Source organism: Leifsonia sp. NCR5, from assembly GCF_002105485.1.
GTDB lineage: Bacteria > Actinomycetota > Actinomycetes > Actinomycetales > Microbacteriaceae > Leifsonia.
Genome location: NZ_NCSR01000005.1, coordinates 66,095 through 88,907, shown reverse-complemented (window position 1 = coordinate 88,907; position 22,813 = coordinate 66,095). Strand labels below are relative to the sequence as shown.

Annotated in this window: 20 protein-coding genes; 7 read left to right on the top strand and 13 right to left on the bottom strand. The window is 69.2% G+C overall.

Translation table 11 applies throughout. From position 1 onward, the window contains the following. The first annotated feature begins 23 nt into the window (after positions 1-23). Both gabT and B7438_RS06200 read left to right on the top strand, forming a co-directional pair. On the top strand, positions 24-1,379 hold the full coding sequence (gene gabT, locus B7438_RS06205; RefSeq protein WP_085368689.1) for a 4-aminobutyrate--2-oxoglutarate transaminase: 1,356 nt from the start codon (positions 24-26) through the stop codon (positions 1,377-1,379). Continuing rightward, a complete protein-coding gene (locus B7438_RS06200) occupies positions 1,376-2,869 on the top strand; it encodes an NAD-dependent succinate-semialdehyde dehydrogenase (protein WP_085368688.1) in 1,494 nt (497 codons plus the stop codon). Before gabT ends, B7438_RS06200 begins: the two co-directional genes overlap by 4 nt. A gap of 73 nt (positions 2,870-2,942) precedes the next feature. On the opposite strand, the gene B7438_RS06195 is transcribed toward B7438_RS06200, so the two are convergent. Genes B7438_RS06195 through B7438_RS06170 form a run of 6 tightly spaced genes read right to left on the bottom strand, consistent with a single transcriptional unit; the run spans position 2,943 to position 10,290 of the window. Beyond that, positions 2,943-4,115 carry a glycoside hydrolase family 1 protein gene (locus tag B7438_RS06195; protein ID WP_085368687.1) on the bottom strand — a complete coding sequence of 391 codons (1,173 nt, stop codon included), beginning with the start codon at positions 4,113-4,115 and terminating at the stop codon, positions 2,943-2,945. Between the two features lie 12 nt (positions 4,116-4,127). Further along, on the bottom strand, positions 4,128-4,991 hold the full coding sequence (locus tag B7438_RS06190; RefSeq protein WP_085368686.1) for an alpha/beta fold hydrolase: 864 nt from the start codon (positions 4,989-4,991) through the stop codon (positions 4,128-4,130). Further along, on the bottom strand, positions 4,988-6,691 hold the full coding sequence (locus B7438_RS06185; protein ID WP_085368685.1) for an ABC transporter ATP-binding protein: 1,704 nt from the start codon (positions 6,689-6,691) through the stop codon (positions 4,988-4,990). The genes B7438_RS06190 and B7438_RS06185 overlap by 4 nt, the downstream gene beginning before the upstream one ends. Beyond that, positions 6,688-7,641, bottom strand: coding sequence for an ABC transporter permease (locus B7438_RS06180; RefSeq protein ID WP_085368684.1), 954 nt, complete (start codon positions 7,639-7,641; stop codon positions 6,688-6,690). The genes B7438_RS06185 and B7438_RS06180 overlap by 4 nt, the downstream gene beginning before the upstream one ends. Continuing rightward, positions 7,638-8,618, bottom strand: a complete 981-nt coding sequence (locus B7438_RS06175; RefSeq protein ID WP_085368683.1) for an ABC transporter permease — start codon at positions 8,616-8,618, stop codon at positions 7,638-7,640. The genes B7438_RS06180 and B7438_RS06175 overlap by 4 nt, the downstream gene beginning before the upstream one ends. 4 nt (positions 8,619-8,622) lie before the next feature. Further along, entirely contained in the window at positions 8,623-10,290 is a 1,668-nt protein-coding gene (locus B7438_RS06170) for an ABC transporter substrate-binding protein (RefSeq protein ID WP_085368682.1), read from the bottom strand. A 295-nt stretch (positions 10,291-10,585) separates the two neighbouring features. Between B7438_RS06170 and B7438_RS06165 the strand changes: the two genes are divergently transcribed. Continuing rightward, positions 10,586-11,017: a hypothetical protein gene (locus B7438_RS06165; RefSeq protein WP_256921888.1), complete on the top strand. Its 432-nt coding sequence runs from the start codon at positions 10,586-10,588 to the stop codon at positions 11,015-11,017. Positions 11,018-11,034: 17 nt separating this feature from the next. Here the strand turns inward: B7438_RS06165 and B7438_RS06160 are convergent, their stop codons facing one another. Then, positions 11,035-12,138, bottom strand: a complete 1,104-nt coding sequence (locus B7438_RS06160; RefSeq protein ID WP_085368680.1) for a LacI family DNA-binding transcriptional regulator — start codon at positions 12,136-12,138, stop codon at positions 11,035-11,037. Between the two features lie 82 nt (positions 12,139-12,220). Here B7438_RS06160 and B7438_RS06155 point away from each other — a divergent pair, with 82 nt between their 5' ends. Together B7438_RS06155 and B7438_RS06150 are read left to right on the top strand one after the other, a co-directional pair. Continuing rightward, the gene (locus B7438_RS06155; protein ID WP_085368679.1) at positions 12,221-12,928 is read left to right on the top strand and encodes a PhzF family phenazine biosynthesis protein; all 708 of its coding nucleotides are present in this window, start codon (positions 12,221-12,223) and stop codon (positions 12,926-12,928) included. Further along, positions 12,925-13,830, top strand: a complete 906-nt coding sequence (locus B7438_RS06150; protein ID WP_085368678.1) for a hypothetical protein — start codon at positions 12,925-12,927, stop codon at positions 13,828-13,830. Before B7438_RS06155 ends, B7438_RS06150 begins: the two co-directional genes overlap by 4 nt. Positions 13,831-13,915: 85 nt before the next feature. On the opposite strand, the gene B7438_RS06145 is transcribed toward B7438_RS06150, so the two are convergent. The 5 genes from B7438_RS06145 to B7438_RS06125 form a co-directional block, all read right to left on the bottom strand. Further along, on the bottom strand, positions 13,916-15,409 hold the full coding sequence (locus tag B7438_RS06145) for a catalase (protein WP_085368677.1): 1,494 nt from the start codon (positions 15,407-15,409) through the stop codon (positions 13,916-13,918). Between the two features lie 13 nt (positions 15,410-15,422). Then, positions 15,423-15,869, bottom strand: coding sequence for a Fur family transcriptional regulator (locus B7438_RS06140; RefSeq protein ID WP_085368676.1), 447 nt, complete (start codon positions 15,867-15,869; stop codon positions 15,423-15,425). Positions 15,870-15,942: 73 nt separating this feature from the next. Beyond that, positions 15,943-17,217, bottom strand: a complete 1,275-nt coding sequence (locus B7438_RS06135; RefSeq protein ID WP_085368675.1) for an ATP-binding protein — start codon at positions 17,215-17,217, stop codon at positions 15,943-15,945. Between the two features lie 162 nt (positions 17,218-17,379). After that, positions 17,380-19,119, bottom strand: a complete 1,740-nt coding sequence (locus tag B7438_RS06130; protein ID WP_085368674.1) for a sodium:proton antiporter — start codon at positions 19,117-19,119, stop codon at positions 17,380-17,382. A gap of 50 nt (positions 19,120-19,169) precedes the next feature. After that, positions 19,170-19,733 (bottom strand): TetR/AcrR family transcriptional regulator, encoded by a 564-nt coding sequence (locus B7438_RS06125; RefSeq protein WP_085368673.1) that lies wholly within the window; start codon positions 19,731-19,733, stop codon positions 19,170-19,172. 132 nt (positions 19,734-19,865) lie between these two features. On the opposite strand from B7438_RS06125, the gene B7438_RS06120 reads away from it, so the two are divergent. Together B7438_RS06120 and B7438_RS06115 are read left to right on the top strand one after the other, a co-directional pair. After that, positions 19,866-21,323 carry an MFS transporter gene (locus B7438_RS06120; protein ID WP_085368672.1) on the top strand — a complete coding sequence of 486 codons (1,458 nt, stop codon included), beginning with the start codon at positions 19,866-19,868 and terminating at the stop codon, positions 21,321-21,323. A 52-nt stretch (positions 21,324-21,375) separates the two neighbouring features. Continuing rightward, complete coding sequence (locus B7438_RS06115; RefSeq protein ID WP_085368671.1) at positions 21,376-21,993, top strand: hypothetical protein; 618 nt, start codon at positions 21,376-21,378, stop codon at positions 21,991-21,993. On the opposite strand, the gene B7438_RS06110 is transcribed toward B7438_RS06115, so the two are convergent. Continuing rightward, complete coding sequence (locus B7438_RS06110) at positions 21,990-22,673, bottom strand: GntR family transcriptional regulator (RefSeq protein ID WP_085368670.1); 684 nt, start codon at positions 22,671-22,673, stop codon at positions 21,990-21,992. The two genes, B7438_RS06115 and B7438_RS06110, sit on opposite strands and share 4 nt — an antisense overlap. Between the last annotated feature and the right edge of the window lie 140 nt (positions 22,674-22,813).

Sequence of the window (22,813 nt, the reverse complement as noted above, 5' to 3'; positions counted from 1 at the left end):
GGGCGCGTCCTTACGATTCCAGCATGAGCATCGTCGAGACCCCTTCCGCCGTCCTCGGCGGGCCATCGCTCCCTCAGGAGCGCAGGCTCGTCACGTCCATCCCCGGTCCGGAGTCGCGCAAGCGCGCCGAGCGCAAAGCCCAGGCCGTCGCGGCGGGCGTCGGCACCACGCTGCCGGTGTACACGGTCGCCGCCGGCGGAGGTGTGCTCGTCGACGTCGACGGGAACTCGCTGATCGACTTCGGCTCGGGCATCGCCGTGACCGGCGTCGGCAACTCGGCGCCGCGCGTCGTGGATGCCGTCACCGCGCAGGTCGCCCAGTTCACCCACACCTGCTTCACCATCACCCCGTACGACTCGTACGTCGAGGTGGCAGAGGCGCTCAACCGGCTGACGCCCGGCAACCATGCCAAGCGCAGCGCCCTCTTCAACTCCGGCGCCGAAGCCGTGGAGAACGCGGTCAAGATCGCCAGGCACTACACCGGCAAGCAGGCCGTCGTCGCGTTCGACCACGCGTATCACGGCCGCACCAACCTCACGATGGGGCTGACCGCCAAGAACCAGCCGTACAAGAACGGCTTCGGCCCGTTCGCGCCCGAGATCTACCGCGCTCCGCTCAGCTACCCGCTGCGCGACGGCGGCCTGACCGGGGCGGAGGCCGCGAAGCGTGCCATCACCATGATCGAGAAGCAGGTGGGCGCCTCCAACCTCGCCGCCATCATCATCGAGCCGATCCAGGGCGAGGGCGGCTTCATCGTGCCGGCGGACGGCTTCCTCCCCGCGCTCGCGGAGTGGGCTGCCGCGAACGGCGTAGTCTTCATCGCCGACGAGGTGCAGACCGGGTTCGCCCGCACGGGCACGATGTTCGCCTCCGAGCAGTTCGGCATCGTGCCCGACCTGATCGTCACCGCCAAGGGCATCGCGGGCGGCCTTCCGCTGTCCGCCGTGACCGGCCGCGCCGAGATCATGGACGCCCCGCACGTCGGCGGCCTCGGCGGAACGTACGGAGGCAACCCGCTCGCCTGCGTCGCGGCGCTCGCCGCGATCGAGACGTACGAGACGGACGACCTCGCCGCGCGCGCCCGCGAGATCGGCGCCATCCTGTTCGAGAAGCTCGGTGCGTTGCGCGATGCCGACCCGCGTGTCGCAGAGGTGCGCGGCCTCGGCGCGATGGTCGCCATCGAGCTGGTCGACGAGACCGGCGAACCGGATGCTGCACTCACCTCCGCCGTCGCGGCCGCCGTCCACGCCGCGGGCGTCGTGCTGCTCACCTGCGGAACCTACGGGAACGTCATCCGGTTCCTTCCGCCGCTGAGCATCCCGGACCACCTCCTCATCGAAGGACTCGACATCGTCGCGGAAGCATTGGAGAACGCATGAGCATCGCAGAGCAGACCACAGCATCCACCCTGTCCGAGCGGGAGAGCGACCTGCTCTCGCGCGTGCCGGACGGCCTGTACATCGACGGGCGCTGGGAGCAGGGGACGCGCGACCCCATCGAGGTCAGCGACCCGGCCACCGGACGCGTGATCAAGCGCATTGCGAACGCGACGCCGGAGGACGGCATCCGGGCACTGGATGCGGCGGACGCGGCCGCGGAGGCGTGGGCGGCGACCCCGCCCCGCACCCGCGCAGAGATCCTGCGGAAGGCGTTCGACCTGCTGCAGGAGCGCCGCGACGACTTCGCCCTGCTCATGACGCTCGAGATGGGCAAGCCGCTGGCGGAGGCCAACGGCGAGGTCACGTACGGCGGCGAGTTCCTGCGCTGGTTCAGCGAGGAGGCCGTGCGCATCGGCGGTCGCTACGGGCAGAACCCGGAGGGCACGGGCACGATGGTCGTCTCGCAGCGCCCGGTCGGGCCGTGCTTCCTGATCACGCCGTGGAACTTCCCGCTGGCGATGGCCACCCGCAAGATCGCGCCTGCGCTGGCGGCGGGATGCACGGTCGTGGTCAAGCCGGCGGAACTCACCCCGCTGACCACCCTGTTCTTCGCGCAGCTGCTCGAAGACGCCGGCGTGCCGGCCGGTGTCGTGAACGTCGTGCAGACGAGCACGTCGAGCACGGTGTCCGGTCCGATCATCGCCGACCCGCGCCTCCGGAAGCTGTCGTTCACCGGCTCGACCCCGGTCGGCCAGCGACTGATCGCGCAGGCGGCGCAGAACGTGCTGCGCACCTCGATGGAGCTGGGCGGCAACGCGCCGTTCGTCGTGTTCGACGACGCCGACGTCGACAAGGCCGTCGAGGGCGCGATGCTCGCGAAGTTCCGCAACATCGGCCAGGCCTGCACCGCGGCCAACCGGTTCATCGTGCACGAGTCCGTCGCCGACGAGTTCGCGCAGAAGGTCACCGCCAAGGTGAACGCCCTGCGGCTCGGCCGAGGCACGGAGGACGGCGTGACCATCGGGCCGCTCATCGACGCCAAGGCCGTCGCATCCATGCAGGAGCTGGTGGGGGATGCGGTCTCCCGCGGCGCCCGCGTGCTCACCGGAGGAAACGCGCCGGAGGGCGACGGGCACTTCTTCGAGCCGACGGTGATCACCGACGTGCAGCCGGGCAGCACCATCCTGAGCGAGGAGATCTTCGGGCCGGTGCTCGCGATCACTACGTTCGCCACGGAGGAGGAGGGCGTCGCCCGCGCCAACGAGACCGAGTACGGCCTGGTCGGCTACGTCTTCACCGAGGACCTGGCGCGCGGTCAGCGCATGATCGACGCCATCGCCACCGGCATGATGGGGCTCAACACGGGCCTCGTCTCCAACGCGGCGGCCCCCTTCGGCGGCATCAAGCTGTCCGGCCTCGGCCGTGAGGGCGGCGCGGAGGGCATCCACGAGTACCTCTCGACGAAGTACACCCTCATCCCGGCCAGCTAGACGCAAACGAGTCCGGACTTATGCACGGTCACGCTCGGCGTGTCGCGTGCATAAGTCCGGACTCGATTTTTACTTAGAGGGCGTTGGCGCGGGCGACGGAGCCGAGCCAGGCGAGGGACGGCTTGGGGGTGCGGACGAAGGTCTCGCGGTCGACGGCGATCAGGCCGAAGGTCGGCCGGAAGCCGCTCGCCCACTCGTAGTTGTCGAGGGCGCTCCAGTGCAGGTAGCCCTCCAGCTGGATGCCGTCCTCGATGGTGGCGTGCAGCTCGCGCAGGGCTGCGTCCGTGTACGCGATCCTGCGCTCGTCGTCGCTGGTCGCGATCCCGTTCTCGGTGATCATCACCGGGACGCCGCCGGACAGCTCCCACGCGCTCCGCACGCCCTCTGCGGCGGCGGGCGGGTAGAACTCCCAGCCGGTCAGCGTGGTCTCGACGTCGTCGGCCACCGGCAGCGGTCCGTTCGGGCCGATGAACGTGCGCGTGTACGCCTGCACTCCGACGAAGTCGTCGCCGGCCGACTGCTCCAGGTACCAGTCGTCGCGCGGGTAGCCGTACTCGCGCAGCATCTCCTCCGAGCCGGGCTCTCCGTTGGAGCGGAACGCCTGCGTCGCGATGGTCCAGCCCGACTTCAGCCCGGAAACCTGCGACAGCACCTCCCTGGAGCGCTTGTGCGAGGCGAGCAGCGCATCCGCGACCCCGAGGTCCGGGTTCGGCAGGCCGTACGCGACCAGGTTGGCCGCGTCCTCTCCACCCGCGAGCATCGCCGCGATGTTCGGCTCGTTGATGGTGCAGACGTATTCGACGCCGTCGGAGACGATGGGGAGCGCGAGCTCGGTGTACCTCGCGAACAGGTCCGCCGCATCCGGTGCCCGCCAGAAGCCGTCGCGGTCGAACCAGCGCGGCACGGTGAAGTGCATGAGCGTCACCACCGGCTTCAGGCCGAACTCGTGGGCGGTGTCCACCATGCGGCGGTAGTGGTCGATCTCCGCGCGGGAGACGAAGCCGCGCTCAGGTTCGATGCGCGCCCACTCGACGCTGAACCGGTAGGTGTTCAGTCCGGCGTCCGCCAGCAGCTTCATGTCTTCGCGGTAGCGGTGGTAGCTGTCCATCGCGTCTTCCGACGGTTCCACGATGGTCGTGCCCGGTGTGTGCTCGAGCACCCACCAGTTGCTGTTGATGTTGTTGCCTTCGATCTGGTGCGCAGCGGTGGCAGCGCCCCAGAGGAATCCGTCGGGGAAGGTGAGCACAGTTCTCCTGTTTCAGTGGATGGTCGAGAGGAAAGCGTCCAGCGCGGAGGCGGTGGCCTCGGGCGCTTCGAGCTGGGGGGAGTGGTGGCCGCCGGGGATCACGGCGTAGCTCGCACCGAGCCGTTCCGCCATGTGCTGCTGCATCGGGATGGGCCACGCGTCGTCGAACTCGCCGTGAGCGACGAGGACGGGGACTCCGGATGCGCGCAGCGCGTCCGTCGTGTCGTGGTCTGCGCGCAGGATCTCGGCCCCGGCGAGCAGGTTCTCGCTCGAGGTGCGCTCCGCGCGCAGGCGGAGGAAAGCCTCGTCGGCGGTGAGAGCGGAGTCCGGCTGCCCGACGGTGTGCGGGTTGTCGCGGTTCCACATCCCGATCGAACCGGAGGCGGTGACGGTGTCCGTCGTCTCCTGGTGGCGGCCGGGCCAGCCGGTGGGGCCGGAGCAGAGCATGGTGTACGAGGCGAACGCCTCCGGTGCGGCGATGATCGCCTCGCGCCCGACGACGCCGCCGAGGCTGTGGCCGATCAGGTGGACGGGGCGGCCGTCGGCGATCAGGCGCGCCACCTCGACGGTGTCGGCGGCGAGGGTGTCGAGCCGGTAGCTGTCGATGCCGGAGGGGGCGGCGGAGTCCGCCTGGCCCCGCTGGCTGTACGCCCAGACGTCCCAGCCCTGCGCGGCGAGCAGGGGGAGGAAGGTGCGGAAGTCCTCTTTCGACCCCGTGAAGCCGGGGACGAAGAGCACCGTGCCCCGGGCATCCCGTGCCGGAGCGTGCAGCGCCGTGAGCGTGCCGACTGCGGCGGGGATGCCGACCACCTCGACGCCGTCCGGGATGGGCAGCGCGCCGAACGCGGGAATCGGCGAGAACAGGGCGCCGGTCATGCGAGCGCCTCCCTGGCGCGGGCCGGGTTCGGGACGGCGTCGAGCAGCTCGACCGTGTACGGGTCCGACGGGTGCCGCAGCACGTCCGCCGTCCTGCCCCGCTCGACGACGCGACCCGAGTTGAGCACCATGATGTCGTCGGTGACGAGCCGCGCGGAGAGCAGGTCGTGCGTGATGTAGAGCAGCGAGACGCCCCACCGCTCCCTGAGGTCTTCGAGCAGGGCGAGCACTCCGGCGCGCAGGGTCACGTCCAGCATGGAGACCGGCTCGTCGGCGATCAGCACCTGCGGGTCGCTGGCCAGGGCGCGCGCGATGACGACGCGCTGGCGCTGCCCGCCCGAGAGCTGGTGCGGCAGTTTGGAGGCGAACTGCTCGACCGGCGTGAGGCCGACCGTCTCGAGCAGTTCGAGCACGCGGGCGCGGGCGGCAGAGCCGTGCAAACCGGTGAAGTTGACCACCGGACGCGTCAGGGCGTACTCGACGGTGTGCAGCGGGTTGAGGGCCGCGTACGGATCCTGGAACACCATCTGCACGTTCTTGTGCAGGTCGCGCACGCCACGGCGGCCGAGCTTCGCCACATCCGCGTCACCGAAGGTGACGGTGCCGGAGGTCGGCTTCTCGACGCCGGTGAGCAGCTTGGCGATGGTCGACTTGCCGGAGCCGGATGCGCCGACGAGCGCGAGCGACTGGCCCGGTTCGAGCGTGAACGAGACGTTGTCGACCGCGGTCACCTCGCTCTCGCCGCGGCGGGGAGCCGGGTACACCTTGGAGACGCCGTCGACCACGATGGCCGCCTGCGCGGCACGGCCGTCGCGCTCGCGCACCGCCGTGGTCGCGCCTGAGCCGGATGCGCCGGCACCGGTCGTGCCTGCACTATCGCGCCTCGCGGGGAACCCCGGCAGCTCCACCACCTCGGCGCGCGGGTCGGCGTAGTGGCTCAGCAGCATCCGCGTGTACTCGTGCTGCGGCGCCTCGAGGATCTGTCTGCTCGACGCGTCCTCCACGATGCGTCCGTCGTGCATCACGAGCACGCGCTGCGTCGCTTCGAGCACGACGCCCAGGTCGTGGCTGATCAGGATGGCGGTGAAGCCCTCCGACTGCTGCAGTTCGGTGATCGTGTCCATGATCGCGTGCTGCACCAGCACGTCGAGCGCGGTGGTCGGCTCGTCGAACACCATCAGGCGGGGTTCGAGCGACAGGGCGAGCGCGATCGAAACGCGCTGGCGCATCCCGCCGGAGAGTTCGCCGGGGAAACGGGCGAGCACCTGCTCTGTCAGCCCGACCTTGCCCACGAGTTCGCGCATCCTGGCGTCCCACCGCTCCTTCGGCACGTGGCCGTGGGCGCGGAAGATGTCGGCGAAGTGCTTGCGGATCGTGCGGACCGGGTTGAGGGCGTTCATGCCGGACTGCAGCACCATCGCGAAACCGCCCTGGCGCTGGCGGCGCAGCTGCTCGGCGTCGAGCTCCCGGATGTCCTGCCCGCCGAATAGGATCTCGCCGCCGTTCGTGCGCGCCGGCGGCTTCTGCAGCCGGGTGAGCGCGAAGCCCAGCGTCGATTTGCCGGAGCCGGACTCGCCGACCAGGCCGATGAACTCGCCGGCGCCGACGGTGAACGAGACGTGGTCGACCGCCTGCACGGGCGTCTGCCCGGCCGACTCGTAGATGACGGAGAGGTCGCGGACCTCGAGAAGCTCGCTCATCGTGCGCTCTTTTCTTTCGCGGGGCGGCCTTCGCGGAGGCGCGGATTGCTGATGGCGTCGACGCCGAAGTTGATGAGCGTGAGGCTCATCGCGAGCAGCGCGATGCAGAGACCGGGGGCGAACAGCAGGATCCACTGGCCGGTGAGGAGGGCGTTGGAGTTCTGCGCCCAGTAGAGGATGGTGCCCCAGCTGACGATCGAGGAGTCTCCGAGTCCGAGGAACTCCAGACCGGCCTCCGCCAGGATCGCCGCCGTCGCCGCTCCGAAGAAGCTGCCGGTGATGAGCGAGGTCATGTTGGGCAGGATCTCGTTGAACACGATCCGGAACGGCCGGTCGCCGGAGAACCGGGCGGCGGTGACGAAGTCGCGCGACCGCAGGGACTGCGTCTGGCTGCGCAGCACGCGGGCGCCCCACGCCCATCCGGTGATCACGATCACCGTCACGATCATGAACAGGCCGCCGTTCTGCAGGTATGCGGCGATCACGATCATCAGCGGCAGGCCGGGGATCACGAGGAAGAGGTTGACGAAGAAGTTGACCACCTCGGCGCCGAAGCCCCGGATGTAGCCCCAGCTGAGCCCGATCAGCACGGCGACGACCGTGGAGAGGAAGCCGGCAATGAAGCCGACCGCCACGCTCACCCGAGCGCCGTAGATGAGCTGGCTGAGCACGTCCTCTCCGGCGGCGGTGGTGCCGAACCAGTGCTCGGGGCTCGAGTCCGCGTTGCGGGGGAAGCCGTCCTGCGTCGCGCCGTACGGTGCGAGCAGCGGGGCGAAGATCGCGACGAGCACGAAGAACGCCAGGATGATGAGGCCGAGCCTGGACTTCCAGTTCGACCAGAGCGTCGACGCCGCCCGCCCGATGAATGCGAGCCGGTGCGGCGGCTTCGACCCTCCGGATGCGGAGGCCGCGTCCGTGGTGATGGACTTGAAACTCTGTGTCGTGGTCATCGGCGGGTCCTTGGGTCGAGTACGCCGTACAGAATGTCGACGAGGAAGTTGGCGACGAGAACGCTGACGGTGATGAGGAGGAACAGCGCCTGCATGAGCGGGTAGTCCTGGCCGATCACCGCGTTGAACAGCAGGAAGCCGATACCCGGGTATCCGAACACCTGCTCCACCAGGATGGAGCCGCCGACCACGCCGCCGAGGGCCAGCCCGAAACCGGTGAGGTTCGGCAGGATCGCGTTGCGGGCCGCGTACTTCATCGCGACCGTGCGGCCCTTGAGACCGTTGGCCTCCGCGAACGTCACGTAGTCGTCGCCGAGGGTGTTGATCATGGCGTTGCGCATCCCGAGGATCCAGCCGCCGATCGACGTGATCAGGATGGTGATCGCGGGAAGCACGGCGTGGTACGCCACATCGACGATGAAGTCCCAGCTCCACGCCGGCGTCGCCGTCGGGCCGAACGCCCCGGAGGTGGGGAACCAGTGCAGCACATAGCCGAGGAAGAACAGCAGGAGCAGCGCCGTCCAGAAGTACGGGAACGTGCTGGCGAACGTGCCGGTCAGGGTCGGCAGCGAATCGAGCCAGGTGTTGCGGCGCCAGGCGGCGAGCACGCCGAGCAGGGTGCCGAGCACGAAGGCGACGATGGTCACGATGCCGAGCAGCACGATCGTGTACGGGAACGCCTGGCCGACGAGCTCGGACACGCTCTGCGGATAGAACGTGTACGAGACACCGAAGTCGAACGTGACCACCTGGTGCAGGTAGCTCACGTACTGATCCCAGAGGTTGCCGCCGGGGACGCCGAGCTGCGCCTCGATGGCCGCGCGGGTGGCGGCGGTGACCGGGCCGTTCTGCGAGAGCTTCGCGATGGCGGCGTCGGTGGGGGAGCCGGGCATCAGCCTCGGCAGGATGAAGTTCAGCGTGACCGCCGCCCACAGGGTGAGGACGAACAGGCCGAGCTTGCGGAGCGCGTACGCCATCGGCCTACTCACCGTCCTTCCGGAGCTTCAGATGGGTGAAGACGAGCAGCGGGGTCTGGTCGTAGGTCTGCGGCGGAGCGTAGGGGTTTTTCGCATCCGGCCAGCCGGTGAACTTGGCGTCGTTGTACAGCCCCCAGAGGCCGCCGTAGTAGAGGCCGATCACGGGCAGCTGGTCGTAGACGACGCGCTGCAGTTCGTGGCTGAGCTGCAGGCGGGCGGTCTCGTCGGTGGTGACCTTGTACTCCTGGAGCAGCTGGTCGGTCGCCGGGTTGCTGTACCTGCCGAAGTTGCTGGCGGTCGCCTTCCCCATCGGGGTGGCGAACTCGCTGGAAAGCAGGCCGTTGAACGCCTGGAAGATGATGCCGCCTCCCATGCCGCCCATCGCCACCTGGAAGTCGCCGTTCTGGATGGCCGCCTGATATCCCGGCGGCTGCGGCTGCTTGATCGAGACGTCGATGCCAATGGCACCGAGCTCTTTGCGGACCTCCTGCACGGCACGCAGCCAGTCGGAGTATCCGTTCGCGGTGGTGATGGAGAACGAGAACTGCTTGCCGTTCGCATCCACCAGCTTGTCGCCCTGCTTGGTGTATCCGGCCTTCGCGAACGCCTCCAGCGCCGCCTGGGTGTTCTGGGAGATGATCCCCTGGTCCGGGATGCTCGGGTCGAGTTCCGCCTGCTGGTTGGGCAGCATGAGCCCGGTCTGTCCCGCCGCCTTCATGTAGCCCTCGGTGGCTGAGTCGGCGATCTTGTCCCTGTCGAGGGCGAGCGCGATGCCGCGGCGCACATCCAGGTTGTCGAACGGCTTCACCGTGAGGTTGGGCATCAGGCTGATGACGCCGCCCGGCGGGAACCAGTACTTGTTGTTCTTGTTGGCGGACACCCAGGTGCCCTGCACGTCGCTCATGAAGGCGTACGCCCAGTCGAAGCCCTTGGTGGCGATGTCGAGCTCGCTGGTGGCGGAGGGGAGCACGAGGTGCTTCACCTCGACCTTGTCCGCCTGCCAGTACGACTCGTTCTTGTCCATCGTGTACTGCTGCGAGGAGAAGTTGCCGAGCGTGTACGGGCCGGTGCCGACCGGGTTCGGGTCGCGCCAGGTGTCCGGGTTCTTGACGTCCTTCCAGATGTGCTGGGGCACGATGAGCGTCTGGGAGATGATGTCGGATGCCGGGGCGTCCGCCTCCTTGAGGTGCACGATCAGGTGATTGCCCTTCACCTCCAGGCTCTTGATGTGCTGCCACGCGCCCTTGAGGTCGAGCGTCGGGAACTTCTTGATGAGGTCGAGAGTGAACTTCACATCCTGGACGGTGAACGGTGTGCCGTCCGACCAGGTCGCACCGCTCCGGATGGTGTAGTCGATCGTCTGCGGGTCGGGGAGCTCGATCTTCGAGGCCAGCCAGGGCGTTCCTTTGCCGTCGAGCACGTTGATGACCACGAGGGGCTCGTAGATGTAGCTCGATGCCGCCCTCTTGTTGACGAGGTACGGGTTGAAGTTGCGCTCCATCATCGGAGTGCCTTTGTCTGCGGCCAGCAGCATGGTGTCCGCCGGGATCGACGGGTCCTGCTGGCTCTGGATCTTGATGCTGCAGCCCGAGAGGGCCAGCGCGGCCGCGGCCAGCGTCGCGAGCATCGCGAGTCCCCGGCGCCGGGCGCCGGTGTGTTTCGTGTGCGTCATTGCCACCATCCTTGTTGGTACGCGGACCACTGTAAGCGCATACATTAAGTTTTGCAAGATGCCCCCGAATGGGGGTCCGCACAATGGAGGACAGACCGCTATAGTCGGGGTACGTCATCGGCTTCCCGAAAAGCCGGTGGAGTCCTCTCGGCACCGTCGAGAGCGTTTACCCGCTTCGTCTGTTCGATGCGGTGCATGGGGGAACGTGCTAGGGAAGCGTCTCCGTGACCCATCAATCGGCGTGAATTCAATGGAAAGTACCCGAACTTCCATGTCCACAATCTCTGACACCCCTATGCCCGCACCCCTCCTGTCCGTGGTCGACGACGTCGCCCCCGGCCGGTGGATCGCCATCTCGTCGCTCGACGCCTCCCGCGGCGCCGGGCTCGCGAGCGGCGTCTCGATCGAACGGCTGACGGCCGCACTGTTCCCCGTCCTCCCGATCAGCGCCGCGACGGCCACGCCGCTCGTCGGCTGGCTCGCCGACCCGAGCGACGACGCCAGCGTCGACGCGTTCTACACGGTGCAGGGCACCGCGCGCGACGCCGAACGGCGCTCGTTCGAGATGCTCAGCCTCGCCGCCCTGCCCGAGGACGTCTGGCACGCGGTGGATGCGGTCATCACGGTCGACGCGCAGGAAGACTTCGTCTTCTTCGTCTGCGTCGGCGGCCGCACCCCGCACACCGTCACCGACCTCCTCCTCGAAAGCGTCGTCCTCGCCGCCTGACCCGCTGTCTCTGGGCGTCAGGCGGGCTCGGAGCTCTCGCGGAGGTAGACCTCGACGGGGAGACGGACGGAGCCCGCAGGGCGCGTGGGGTCGGCGAGCCGCCGCACCAGGAGCTGCACGGCCGCGCGGCCGAGCAGCTCCATCGGCTGCTTCACCGTGGTGAGGCGCGGCGTGGAGAGCCGGCCGGCGTCGATGCCGTCGAAACCGGTCACGATGAGGTCGGCCGGCACCTCCACGCCGCCGATGCGCGCAGCGTCGATGACGCCGAGCGCCATCTGGTCGTTGGCGCACACCACAGCGCGCGGCAGCGTGCCGGAGGCGAGCAGTTCGCGGCCGACCCTGCGGCCGCCGTCGCGGGTGAAGTCGCCGCGGAGCAGCGGGGCGTCCGGCGCAGGCATCCCGCGCTCAGCGAGGGCCGACCGGTAGCCGCCCCAGCGCTCCGCGTCGTCCGGCGAGTCGATGCTTCCCGCGACGTACACGAGATCGTGCACACCGAGATCGTCGACGAGATGGCCGACGAGGGCGCGCATCCCCTCGCTGTTGCTGACGGAGACGTGGTCGAACGTGTCGCCGCCGCGGGCCCCCGCCATCACGACGACCGGGATGCGCCTGGCCAGCTGCGCCAGCTCGTCCTCGCTCGCGCTCCCCGCCAGCACCACCAGCCCGTCGACCCGGCCGGCCATCTCCCTGACCGTCTCGGCCGACGTGGTGCCGCGGCCGACGCCGACGAGCAGCACGAAGCCGTTGCGCCACGCCTCCAGCTCGCTTCCGCGGAGCACTTCGTCGAAGTACAGGTTCAGCGGCCTGGTGTCCGCGACGCCGCCGACATCCCGGATGATCGTGGTGCGGCTGGCGTCGTCGTCCTCGCCGTCGATGGGCACGTCGGAGATGCCGTCCATCGCGTCGAGGCCGGGGAAGAACAGGCCGAGCACGCCGGTCTTGCGGGCGGCGAGTCCACGGGCGGCTCCGCTCGGGACGTAGCCGAGGGCATCCACGGAGGCCTGCACGCGTTCGCGCGTCTCCTGCTTCACGGTGTCCGGGCGGCTGAACACGCGCGACACCGTCGCGATGGACACACCGGCGTGCGTCGCAACATCGTAGACGGTCGGATTCCGGCCCATGTATGCGCTTCCTCACTGCTTCGAGCACCCCCACTATACGCAGGAGCATCCGCACGCGCCGCGTTCGTGGGAGGCTGGCTGCATGGACGAATCGATCGAGGTAGTGGTGGTGCGCGTCTTCACGGACGATCGTGGCGCGAACGGCAACGAGCTGGGCATCGTGCGCAGTTCGACGGCGACGGCCGGGCGGGAGCAGGCGATCGCCTCTGCGCTCGGTTTCAGCGAGACGGTGTTCCTGGATGCGCTGAGCGAGGACGGCGAACTCGGCCGCGTCGCGACCATCCGCATCTTCACCCCGGCCGCCGAGCTGCCGTTCGCCGGTCACCCGAGCGTGGGCACCGCCTGGTGGCTCTCCGAGCAGGGCACGCCGATCACGATGCTGCGCGAGCCCGCCGGGATCGTGGATGTGACGTACGGCTCGGAGGACGAGCCCACCTGGATCACGGCGGAGGCGGAGTGGGCGCCGACGTTCGAGTGGCTGCCGCTGGAGTCCCCGGCCGACGTGGATGCGCTCGACGCGTACGCGTTCACCGAGGGCAAGCACTACGCGTACGCCTGGATCGACGAGTCGGTCGCCCACCTGCGCTCGCGCATGTTCGCCCCGGCGATGGGCATCATCGAGGATGAGGCCACCGGCGCCGCCGCCATCGCACTGACGGCGCGGCTCGGCCGCGACCTGCACATCAGCCAGGGCGAGGGCTCCGAGCTGGTCACCGCCATCGAGGGCGACGACCGCATCGGCGTCGGCGGCCGCACGGTGTACGACCGCACGATCACCGCGACGCTGTGACGGCGGAGGTTTCGGCGGTGCGCGTGATCGAGCATCCGGTCGGCGAGCCGGGTGACGGCCCGTACGGCGTCGCCGTCACCCGCGACGGCGGCGTGTGGTTCACGCTCGTGCACGGCGGCAGGGTGGGGAGGCTGTCCCCGGACGGCACGGTCGCGTACCTGTCGCTCGGCGACGGGTCGCAGCCGTCGCTGCTGGCCGCCGCCACCGAGTCGACGGTGTGGGTGACCGACAGCACGGGCAACCGCCTGGTGCACCTCGGGGTGCGGGATGCGCGGGTCGAGCTGATCGGCGAGGTCGCCGTGCCGACTCCGGATGCTCAGCCGTTCGGCGTGGTCGCGCTCGACGACGGCACGGCCTGGTTCACCGAGCTGGGCGCTGACGCCCTGGGCCGCATCGACATCCTCGGCAGGGTGGAGGAGTTCCCGGTGGGGCGGGAAGGCTCGTTCGTGTCGATGATCGCGACGACGGGGGACAGCCTCTGGTTCACCCTCAACGCCGCCGGGCTGGTCGGCCACGTGCGCGGAGGGGATGCGGCGATCGCGTTCACCGAGCTGCCGGGCGACCCGTCCGGTCCCGTCGGGATCGCGGTCGCCTCGGACGGCGGCGTGTGGGTGGCGCTGATTCTCGGGGACGCACTGGCGCGCATCCACCGGGGAGAACTGAGCACGGTGCAGCTGAAGCAGGGCGCGAAGCCGCACGCGGTGGCGGCGGACGGCGACGGCGGCGTGTGGGCGACGCTCTGGGGAGCGAACCAGCTCGCGCACGTCACGGCAGCGGGCGACATGACCCTGCACGACCTGCCGACCGCGGACTCCGAGCCGCACGGCCTGGCCGTCGCACCGGACGGCACGGTGTGGGTCGCGCTCGAATCCGGGGCGCTCGCCGAGGTCGTGCCCTCCTAGCCGCACCGGTCGCAGACGGGAACGGCCCCGGACCGCCGTGGAGGCGATCCGGGGCCGTTCCGGTGGAGGCGCTGGATGCGCTGGACTAGCCGGCGACGCCGACGTACTCCGCGGACTCGTCCGGGGTCGTGCCGCCGTTCTCCAGGTTGGCGCGGAGGGCGGCGCCGAGCGTCGCATCCACGTTGGTCCAGTACTGGATGGCGCGCTCGCGGATCTCGGCGCTCTTCACGCCGCCGACCGCTCCCGTGATGGTCTCGAGGAAGCGCTCCTTGGCCGCGGCGTCGTAGACATCGCGGTAGAGGGTTCCCGCCTGGCCGAAGTCGGAGTCCTCGGCGTGCAGGGTCGCCGCCGAACGCACCAGGGCGCCGTCCGACTCCCACGAGCCCTCACCGGCGCGGTCCGCGTCGGCGACGGGTCCGCCCTTCGAGTTGGGCGCGTACACCGGGGCGGTCGCGGCCTTGAAGCCGTGACGGCCGGCGCCGTCCTGCGAGTAGTTGTGCACCGGAGCGACCGGGGCGTTGACCGGCAGCTCGTTGTAGTTGGTGCCGACGCGGTATCGCTGGGCGTCCGGGTAGGAGAACACGCGCGCCATCAGCATCTTGTCCGGGCTGATGTCGATGCCGGGGACCGTATTGGCCGGCGAGAACGCCGCCTGCTCGATCTGGGCGAAGAAGTTCTCCGGGTTCTTGTTGAGCGTGTGAACGCCCACCTCGATCAGCGGGTAGTCGCTGTGCGGCCACACCTTGGTGAGGTCGAACGGGTTGAACCGGTAGGTCTTCGCGTCCTCGAACGGCATGACCTGCACGGACACCTTCCACGCGGGGAACTCGCCGCGCTCGATCGCCTCGTAGAGGTCGCGGCGGTAGTAGTCGGCATCCGCACCGGCGATGGCCTCCGCCTCCGCGCCGTGCATCTCCTCGTTGCCCTGCATGGCGTGGAAGTGGTACTTGACCCAGAAGCGCTCACCGGCCGCGTTGATCCACTGGTAGGTGTGCGAGCCGTAGCCGGGCATGTGCCGCCACGAGCGCGGGATGCCGCGGTCGCCCATCAGGTAGGTCACCTGGTGCGCGGACTCGGGGGAGAGGGTCCAGAAGTCCCACTGCATGTCAGCATCCCGCAGCCCGGAGCCCGGCAGACGCTTCTGCGAGTGGATGAAGTCGGGGAACTTGATGCCGTCGCGGATGAAGAACACGGGGGTGTTGTTGCCGACGATGTCGTAGTTGCCCTCGGAGGTGTAGAACTTCACCGAGAAGCCGCGGACGTCGCGCCAGGTGTCCGGGGAGCCCTGCTCGCCGGCGACCGACGAGAATCGCTGCACGGTCTCCGTGGTGGTGCCCGGCTGGAACACGGCGGCCTTGGTGTACTGCGACACGTTCCCGGTGACCACGAAGGTGCCGAACGCTCCGCCGCCCTTGGCGTGGACGATGCGCTCCGGGATGCGCTCCCGGTTGAACTGCGCGAGCTTCTCCACCAGGTAGCGGTCGTGCAGCGCGGTGACGCCGTTCTCTCCTGCGGTCAGCGAGTGTGCGTCGCTGCCGACCGGGGTACCGGTCTGGGTGGTCGTGTAGTTCTCCGACATGCAATCTCCTTCGTCACTCGACGCGCGACGGGGCTTTCGCCGCGCGCTCCTGGCAGGACGGGCACAGCCCCCAGAACGTCACCTCGGCCGTGCTCACCGCGAAGCCGGACGCATCCGACGGGGTGAGGCACGGCGCGTGGCCGACGACGCAGTCCACATCGGCGACGGCTCCGCACGAAGTGCAGACGACGTGATGGTGGTTGTCGCCGATGCGCCGCTCGTACAGCGCCGGAGAGCCGGCGGGCTCGATGCGCCTCACGAGTCCGGCTTCGGTCAGGTCGCCCAAAACGTTGTGCACGTTCTGGATCGACGTCCCCGGCAGCGCGTCGAGCACGCTTCGGAAGACCGTATCGGCGTTCGCGTGGGGGTGAGTGGCAAGGGTCCCGAGAACCGCGACGCGGCCCGCCGTGACCCGGAGCCCGGAGGCGCGCAGTGCGCTCTCGAGCTGTGCCGTGTCCATGCGGACGAGCCTAACCTGTTTTGAATGATTCAAAAAATGTTGGCATTTGCCGCGCGTGTCAGTGCCGCGCAGGTCAGTGGCCGAGGAGCGCCAGCGGGACGACCGCGACGCCGTCGTCGCGCCGATATGCGTACGGCCCCGTGTTGAGCACGACCATGTCCGCAAGATCGTCGCCGAGCTGCTGCTTCAGCCAGAGCAGGTGTTTGACGTGTCTCGGCTCGACCGTTCGTGCGAGCTTCACTTCGATCGCGACGTGCGCGCCGTTGTCGTCCACGACGATGAAGTCGATCTCGCGGTCGCCGTTGGGTGATCTGTAGTGGAACACCTCCGCGTCGTTCGCTTGAGCGTACGTGCGGAGGCTGAGCGCGACGAGCCCTTCGAAGAGGGCGCCGATGGCCGTGCCGTCATGGGGGCGCAGTTCCGCCGGGCCTGACAGATCGAGGAGTCTGGCCTGATTCAGCTTCAGGAGCCGCGCGGCCAGGGCCGGGTCTGCGAGGAAGTGCTTCTCGGCCTGGGCGAGACGCTTGAACGCATTGTGGTTCGGCAGCCACGCGGGAACGGGATCGAGAATCCACAGCTCGGCGAGGATGTCGCGGTAGCGGGCGATCGTCGGGCGGGAAGGTAATGCAGGTTCGCCCGGCTGGGAGGCTCTCGCGATCTGGTTCATCGAGGACGTCGTGGCGGTCGCGGCGGCGTAGGCAGCCATCCAGTGCCGAAGCGCCTCCGGCCGGCGCAGCGCCGTTCCTTCCTGCTCGGGGTAATCCGTGGAGATGGCCCGAGTGAGATAGGAATCGAGCTGTGATCTGCGCGCGCGAGGTGCGAGCTCGCGGATGGCGGGAAAGCCGGACGCGAGGATCTCCTCCACGTACGTCACCGTGTTGACGTCCGTGACGCCGTCCGGCTCGGCCGTGCCGGCCAGGAGGTCGCCGAGTCTGACCGTCGGCGCCTGGATGCCGCGCTCGGAGAACGCGAGCGGGCGCATCCTTCTGATGTCGATCCGGCCGGCGCCCGAATGCAGGTCGATGCCGCCCGTGGCGGCAGCGCTCCCGGTGAGGAGATATCGCCCGCCCGTCGCGTCGGCGTCGACCAGGCGCTTGACGTGATTCCATAGTTCCGGCGCGTTCTGCCACTCGTCGAGGAGTATCGGCGTCGGCAACTGGTCGAGCCCGCTGAGGGATGCACGGAGCAGGTCGCGCACGGCCGGATCGTCGACCCGGAGGGTGGTGGTGGCGCGTTGACTCGCCGTCGCCGTCTTGCCGATGGCTTTCGGGCCTTCGATGGCGATGGCCGCGAGGTGGGGGAAGAGTTCGTCCAGCTCGTCGTCGATGATTCGCCGTGCGTACGCCATCCCGCACCTCCTCACTGCTTTTACTTTACCGTTTACCGAATCTTTAGTTTACCGTTTACCGAATATATAGCTTTCCGTTTGCCGAGGAAATCGTTTCCCGTTTCCCTAGTGCGAGCTTTACCGTTTCCCGCGACGAGAGCGTGGGCGCGCCTGCCGCGCGTGTCAGTGCCGCACGTTGCGGGACTGCAGCCTGGTCTCCTCCAGGTCGAGCATCGACTCTGCCTCTTCCAGGATGCGCGAGGGGTATGCGCCGCGCGTCCGCTCTTCGAGCAGCCTGTCGCGTTCGGCGTTGACCACGGCGAGACGCAGGGTGCGGTAGAGCTGGTGCGGGCGGCTGTCTGCCGGGACGTCGTTGATCAGGATGCGCTCCCAGGCCGACTCCGCACGGAGGTAGGAGGACTGGCGCACGCGTTCGACCACCTCGGGGTCGATCGGGTCTGCGACGCCGGCGGCGCCCTCCGGGTCGTCGAGCACCGCGAGGCCGTCGTTGCTGAGGTCGTCGAGCAGGCGGGCGAGCTGCTGGCGGTCCGACTTGGTGTCGATGCCCTCGATCTTGAGCAGGCGGATCAGCCAGGGCAGCGTCCCGCCCTGCACCACGAGGCTGACCACCGCGACCGTGAACGCGATCAGGATGAGCTGGGGCCGGTACGGGATGCTGCCGTCGTCCGGCAGGGACTGGGCGGCGGCCAGGGTGACCACTCCGCGCATCCCGGACCAGCCGAGCACGACACCGCCTCGCCAGTCGATGTCCTCCTGCCTGAGCTGTTCCAGGTCGGCGCGGCGTCGCGCGTACCGGGCTTCGAGGCGCTGCTTGCGGAAGGCTTCGCGTCTGGTGCGCACCGGATGGTCGCGGAAGTAACTGATCATCAGCCACTCCCGGAAGGTGGCGTTCTCCGCCAGCCGTGCGCGTTGCCGGAGGGCGAGCACGAGAGGGCCGATCAGGATGTACCGGATGATCACGAGGGCGAGCGTAGCGAGCAGGCCGATGCCCACCGCATCCCAGACACTGAGGATCTCGGGGTGCTCGACGTCGGCGACGAGGGTGCGGATCTCGAGGCCGATGAGCAGGAAGACGCCGTTCTCCAGCAGGAACTGGATGGTGCGCCAGTTGATGCGGTCGGTGATCCTGGCCTGGGCGGTGAAGTGCTTCGGCGCGGAGTGGCCGGTGTACAGGCCGGCGATCACCACGGCGAGGACGCCGGAGCCGTGCGCGGCCTCCGTGGGCATGAACGCCGCGAACGGCACGGCGATCGACAGCGCCGTGTCGAGCACGGGATCGTTCAGCTTGGAGCGCACCCAGACCGAGACGATGCCGGCCACCAGGCCGATCACGAGGGCGACCACCACGGCGTAGAAGAAGTCGAAGACGCCGGCCCACGGGGTCGCCAGCGCGCCGACGGCCGCGGCGATGGCGGTGCGCAGCAGCACGAGGGCCGTCGCGTCGTTGACCAGCCCCTCGCCTTCGAGCACGGTGAGGAGGCGGGGAGGGAGCCCGAGCTTGCGTCCGATCGAGGTCGCGGCCACCGCATCCGGAGGGCTGATGATCGCACCGAGCGCCACGGCGGCGGCGAGGTTGAGGTCGGGCAGCATCGTATAGAGGAGGAAGCCGGAGGCGAACGCCGTGATGATCACCAGGATCACGGAGAGGCCGGCGATCGGCGCGAGGTTGCGCCGGAAATCGGTGAGGGGCACGCTGATCGCCGCCGCGTAGAGGATGGGCGGAAGCAGTCCGTCGAGGATGATCTCGTGCGGGACCTCGATCTCCGGCACCCCGGGCAGGTAGGAGAGCCCGACACCCACCAGGACCAGGATGATCGGCGCGGCGACGCCGAGCTTCCTCGCGAACGCGGCGACACCGACGATCACCGAGATTGCAATGACCGCGTAGAAGCCGAGTTCCATATATCCAATCCTAGAGGGCTACGTCCGCGGCCGACGGCCCGCGGAGGGGGTCAGCGGGGTCGGAGGCCGTCCATTGCGATGGCGATCACGCGGTCGCGCTGCTCGTCGTCGTCGAACGCGACGCTCGCGATCCCGGAGAGCATGCGGACCACATCCTGGATCTGCGCGTCTTCGCGCATCTCGCCCGCCTGCTTGGCGCGTTCGAGGAGCGGCTCGCCGGCGTCGTACAGGGACGTGCGGCAGGTGAGCAGCACGGGGGAGTCCTTGTTCAGGCCGTCGACCAGGGCCTTCTTGGTGCCGATGTAGCTGACGAACCTGCGCACCCAGGTCTCGACCGCAGCCCACGGCTCGAGGGCGGTGGTGGCCTCTGCCGCCGCGACCACCGCATCCACTTCGTCGACGTAGACGGCCTCGACGAGGGCGTCGCGGGTGGGGAAGTTGCGGTAGAGGGTGCCGATGCCGACCCCGGCCCTGCGCGCGATGTCTTCGAGGGATGCGCTGGTGCCGTTGGCCGCGAACGCCTCACGCGCGGCGGCGAGCAGCGCGTCGAAGTTGCGGCGCGCGTCGGCCCTGAGCGGGCGGTTCGAAACGGCGGTCGGGGTGGTGCTGGCCAATTTCTCCTCCGGGAGGGTTGCAAAGTGGAGGGGCCCTCCGCTAATGTCTTTAAAGCGGAGGTTGCCTCCGATCGGAGCCAGCCTCCATTCTAGCCGATATCTCGGCACATTCCTCGAGAACGGAAGAACTCAATGTCTCGAACCCGCCCCAGCCTCACTTTCGCCGTCCTGGCGCTGAGCGCAGGCTCCTTCGCCACTCTGCAATCCCTCGTCGTCCCCGTGCTGCCCGTCATCCAGACCGACCTCGGCACCACCACCTCCGGCGTCACCTGGACGATGACCGCCTGGCTCATCTCCGCCGCCGTCGCCACCCCGCTGCTCGGCCGGGTGGGAGACATGGTCGGCAAGCGCCGCATCCTCGTCCTCGCCCTCCTGGCCGTCGCGCTCGGAAGCGTGGTCGCCGCCGTCGCGCCGACCATCGGCGTGCTGATCGGCGCCCGCATCATCCAGGGCCTCGGCGGCGCCATGTTCCCGCTCGCCTTCGGCATCATCCGCGACGAGTTCCCCGCACACCGGCTGCCGTCCGCCATCGGCGCGATCGCCTCCATCATCGCCATCGGCAGCGGGCTCGGCACCGTCCTCGCCGGGCCGCTCGCCGACGTCCTGAGCTGGCGCGGGCTGTTCCTGGTCCCCGCGGTGTTCACCGTCGCGGGCGCCGTGCTCGCCATGCTGTTCATCCCCGAATCGCCCACCCGCGCAGCGGGAGGGGTCAACCCGTGGTCGGCCGTGCTGCTGTCCGGCTGGCTCGTCGCCCTCCTGCTCCCACTCAGCACGGGAGCGCAGTGGGGCTGGGGGTCGCCGGCCGTGATCGGCCTGCTCGTGCTCGCCGCCGTGCTGCTCGCCGCCTGGATCCTCGTGGAGCTGCGCTCCCGCACGCCGCTCGTCGACATGCGCCTGATGCGCGAGCACGGGGTGTGGACGATGAACGCGGCAGCCGTCTTCGTCGGCGCATCGATGTTCGCGGTGTTCGCCTTCTTCCCGCGCTTCGTGCAGACGCCGGTCTCGACCGGGTACGGGCTCGGCGCATCCGTCGCCGAATCCGGGATGCTCATGCTCCCGATGCTCGTCACGATGGCCGTCACCGGGTTCCTCAGCGGACCGCTCGCCCGGTGGGTGGGCTTCCGCGCCCAGATCGTGATCGCCGCCGGGCTGATGGCCGTGGCCGCAGTGTCGCTCGGCCTATTCCACAACAGCCTGGCCGAGGTGGCCGTCGCATCCGGAGTGTTCGGCATCGGACTCGGGCTCGTCTACGCGGCGATCACCAGCGTGGTCGTGCAGAGCGTCCCGGCGACCCAGACTGGGGTGGCCAGCGGCATGAACGCCAACCTGCGAACCGTCGGCTCCGCCATCGGCGCTGCTGTGATGACCGCGCTGGTCACCGGGTCGACGGCGGCGGACGGACTGCCGACCGAGGCCGGGTACAGCGACGGCTTCGTCGTGGCCGGGCTGCTGTCCGCCGGGGCGCTCGTGGTGACCGTGGTGGCGATCGTGCTGATGCGGGCATCGCGGATCGCGGCGGCTGACGATCACGCGGCTGTTCCCGTGCCGATCGCCGGGGAGCCGGAGCAGGAGCTCGTCCCGGCGGCCTGACGCCGGTCGCGCATCCGGTGCCACACTGGATGCAGCGATAAAGGGGGTTCCGATGGGCATCTTCCGCCGGGGCCGCCGGGTGGACATGCGGCCGTTCGATGCGGCAGCCATCGAATCGCCGCGGCCCACCACCCTGGAGCACGCGCTCGAGGAGGGGCTGCTCATCGCCGACTACGCGGTGCGCATGGCCGTCCGCAACCGGATGATGACCGAACTCCTCACCACCGACCGCTCCTTCGACGCCGACCACTACCGTGAGGTCGCAGCGGAGGCCGTGCTGCGGCTGGCGGAGGAGGCGGACGCCTCCGAGGCCAGGATCGTGCGCGAGCAGGCGTGGGCGGAGGTGCAGGACGGCCGTGCGGAGCACACCCACGACTACCGCACGGCGGACTCGCTCAACCTCCGCAGGCGCGAAGCCCTCGCGAAGGCGACGGCGCGGGCCCTCCGCTCACGCGCAGCGGACCCCGACTACCTCGCAGACATCGTCGAGCACTCCCGCCAGGACGCCTGGCGGGAGTTGTCGTCTGTGGTGGAGGAGACGGTGCGGGTGCGTTCGGTCGGCGGCGACGAGCGTGGGCGGCAGCAGCGGATGGATGCGCTGCGCTCCGACATCGAAGCGCTGCGGAAGTCGCGCACGGCGCGCAAGCGGCGCCGGCCGGCCCACGGCTAGCTCGCCGGCTTCTCCTCGTCGTCCACCACGCTCGTCGTGATGCGTCGCGCGGCGATCTCGACGTGGTCGGCCATCGCCTGGGCTGCACGGTCGGTGTCGCCGCTCGCCAGCGCATCCACGAGGGCGTCGTGCGAGCGGGCGTGGGCCACGAGCTCGTCGGGGGCGAGGCTGGCGTTCGCCGCGCGGAGGAACCCGTTGATCCTGCTGCGGAGCTGGGAGGCGATGGTGAGGAGCGTGCGGTTGTCTGCCATCTCCCAGAGCGTCTCGTGGAAGCGGCGGTCGAGGGCGAACATCGTGTCGATGTTCTTGCGCTCCGCGGCGGCGACCATCGAGTCGACGACCTTGCGGAGCTGCGCTTCCGTCTTCGGGGTCCAGGTCTGCTGCACGCGCTGGGCGACGTACTGTTCGAGCACGATGCGGAGGCTGGAGATCTCGGCGAGCTCCTTGTCGGTGAGCAGCGCGACGCGGGCTCCCCGGCGGGGCGTCCGTTCGATCAGTCCCTCCTCGGCGAGCTTCGCGAGGGCTTCCCTGACCGGGATGTGGCTGACGCCGAGCCGGTCGGCCAGCTTGCGTTCGACCAGTCTCTCGCCGGGTTCGAACGTGCCGTTCTGAATGGCCTCGCGCAGTTCGTCGGCCACCTTCGCCGAGATGTTCCTGTCGGAAACGCTCCCGAGTGTCATCGTTCTCCTCCGTTGGCGGACGCCGGCCGACGGCCTGTTCCTGCGAACCACCGTGATTATGCTTTGCTACAAGCTATAGGACGTGAGGATGGATTCGCGCCATCTCTCTCTGCGCCTTCTCAATGTTTCGAGCGGGTAAA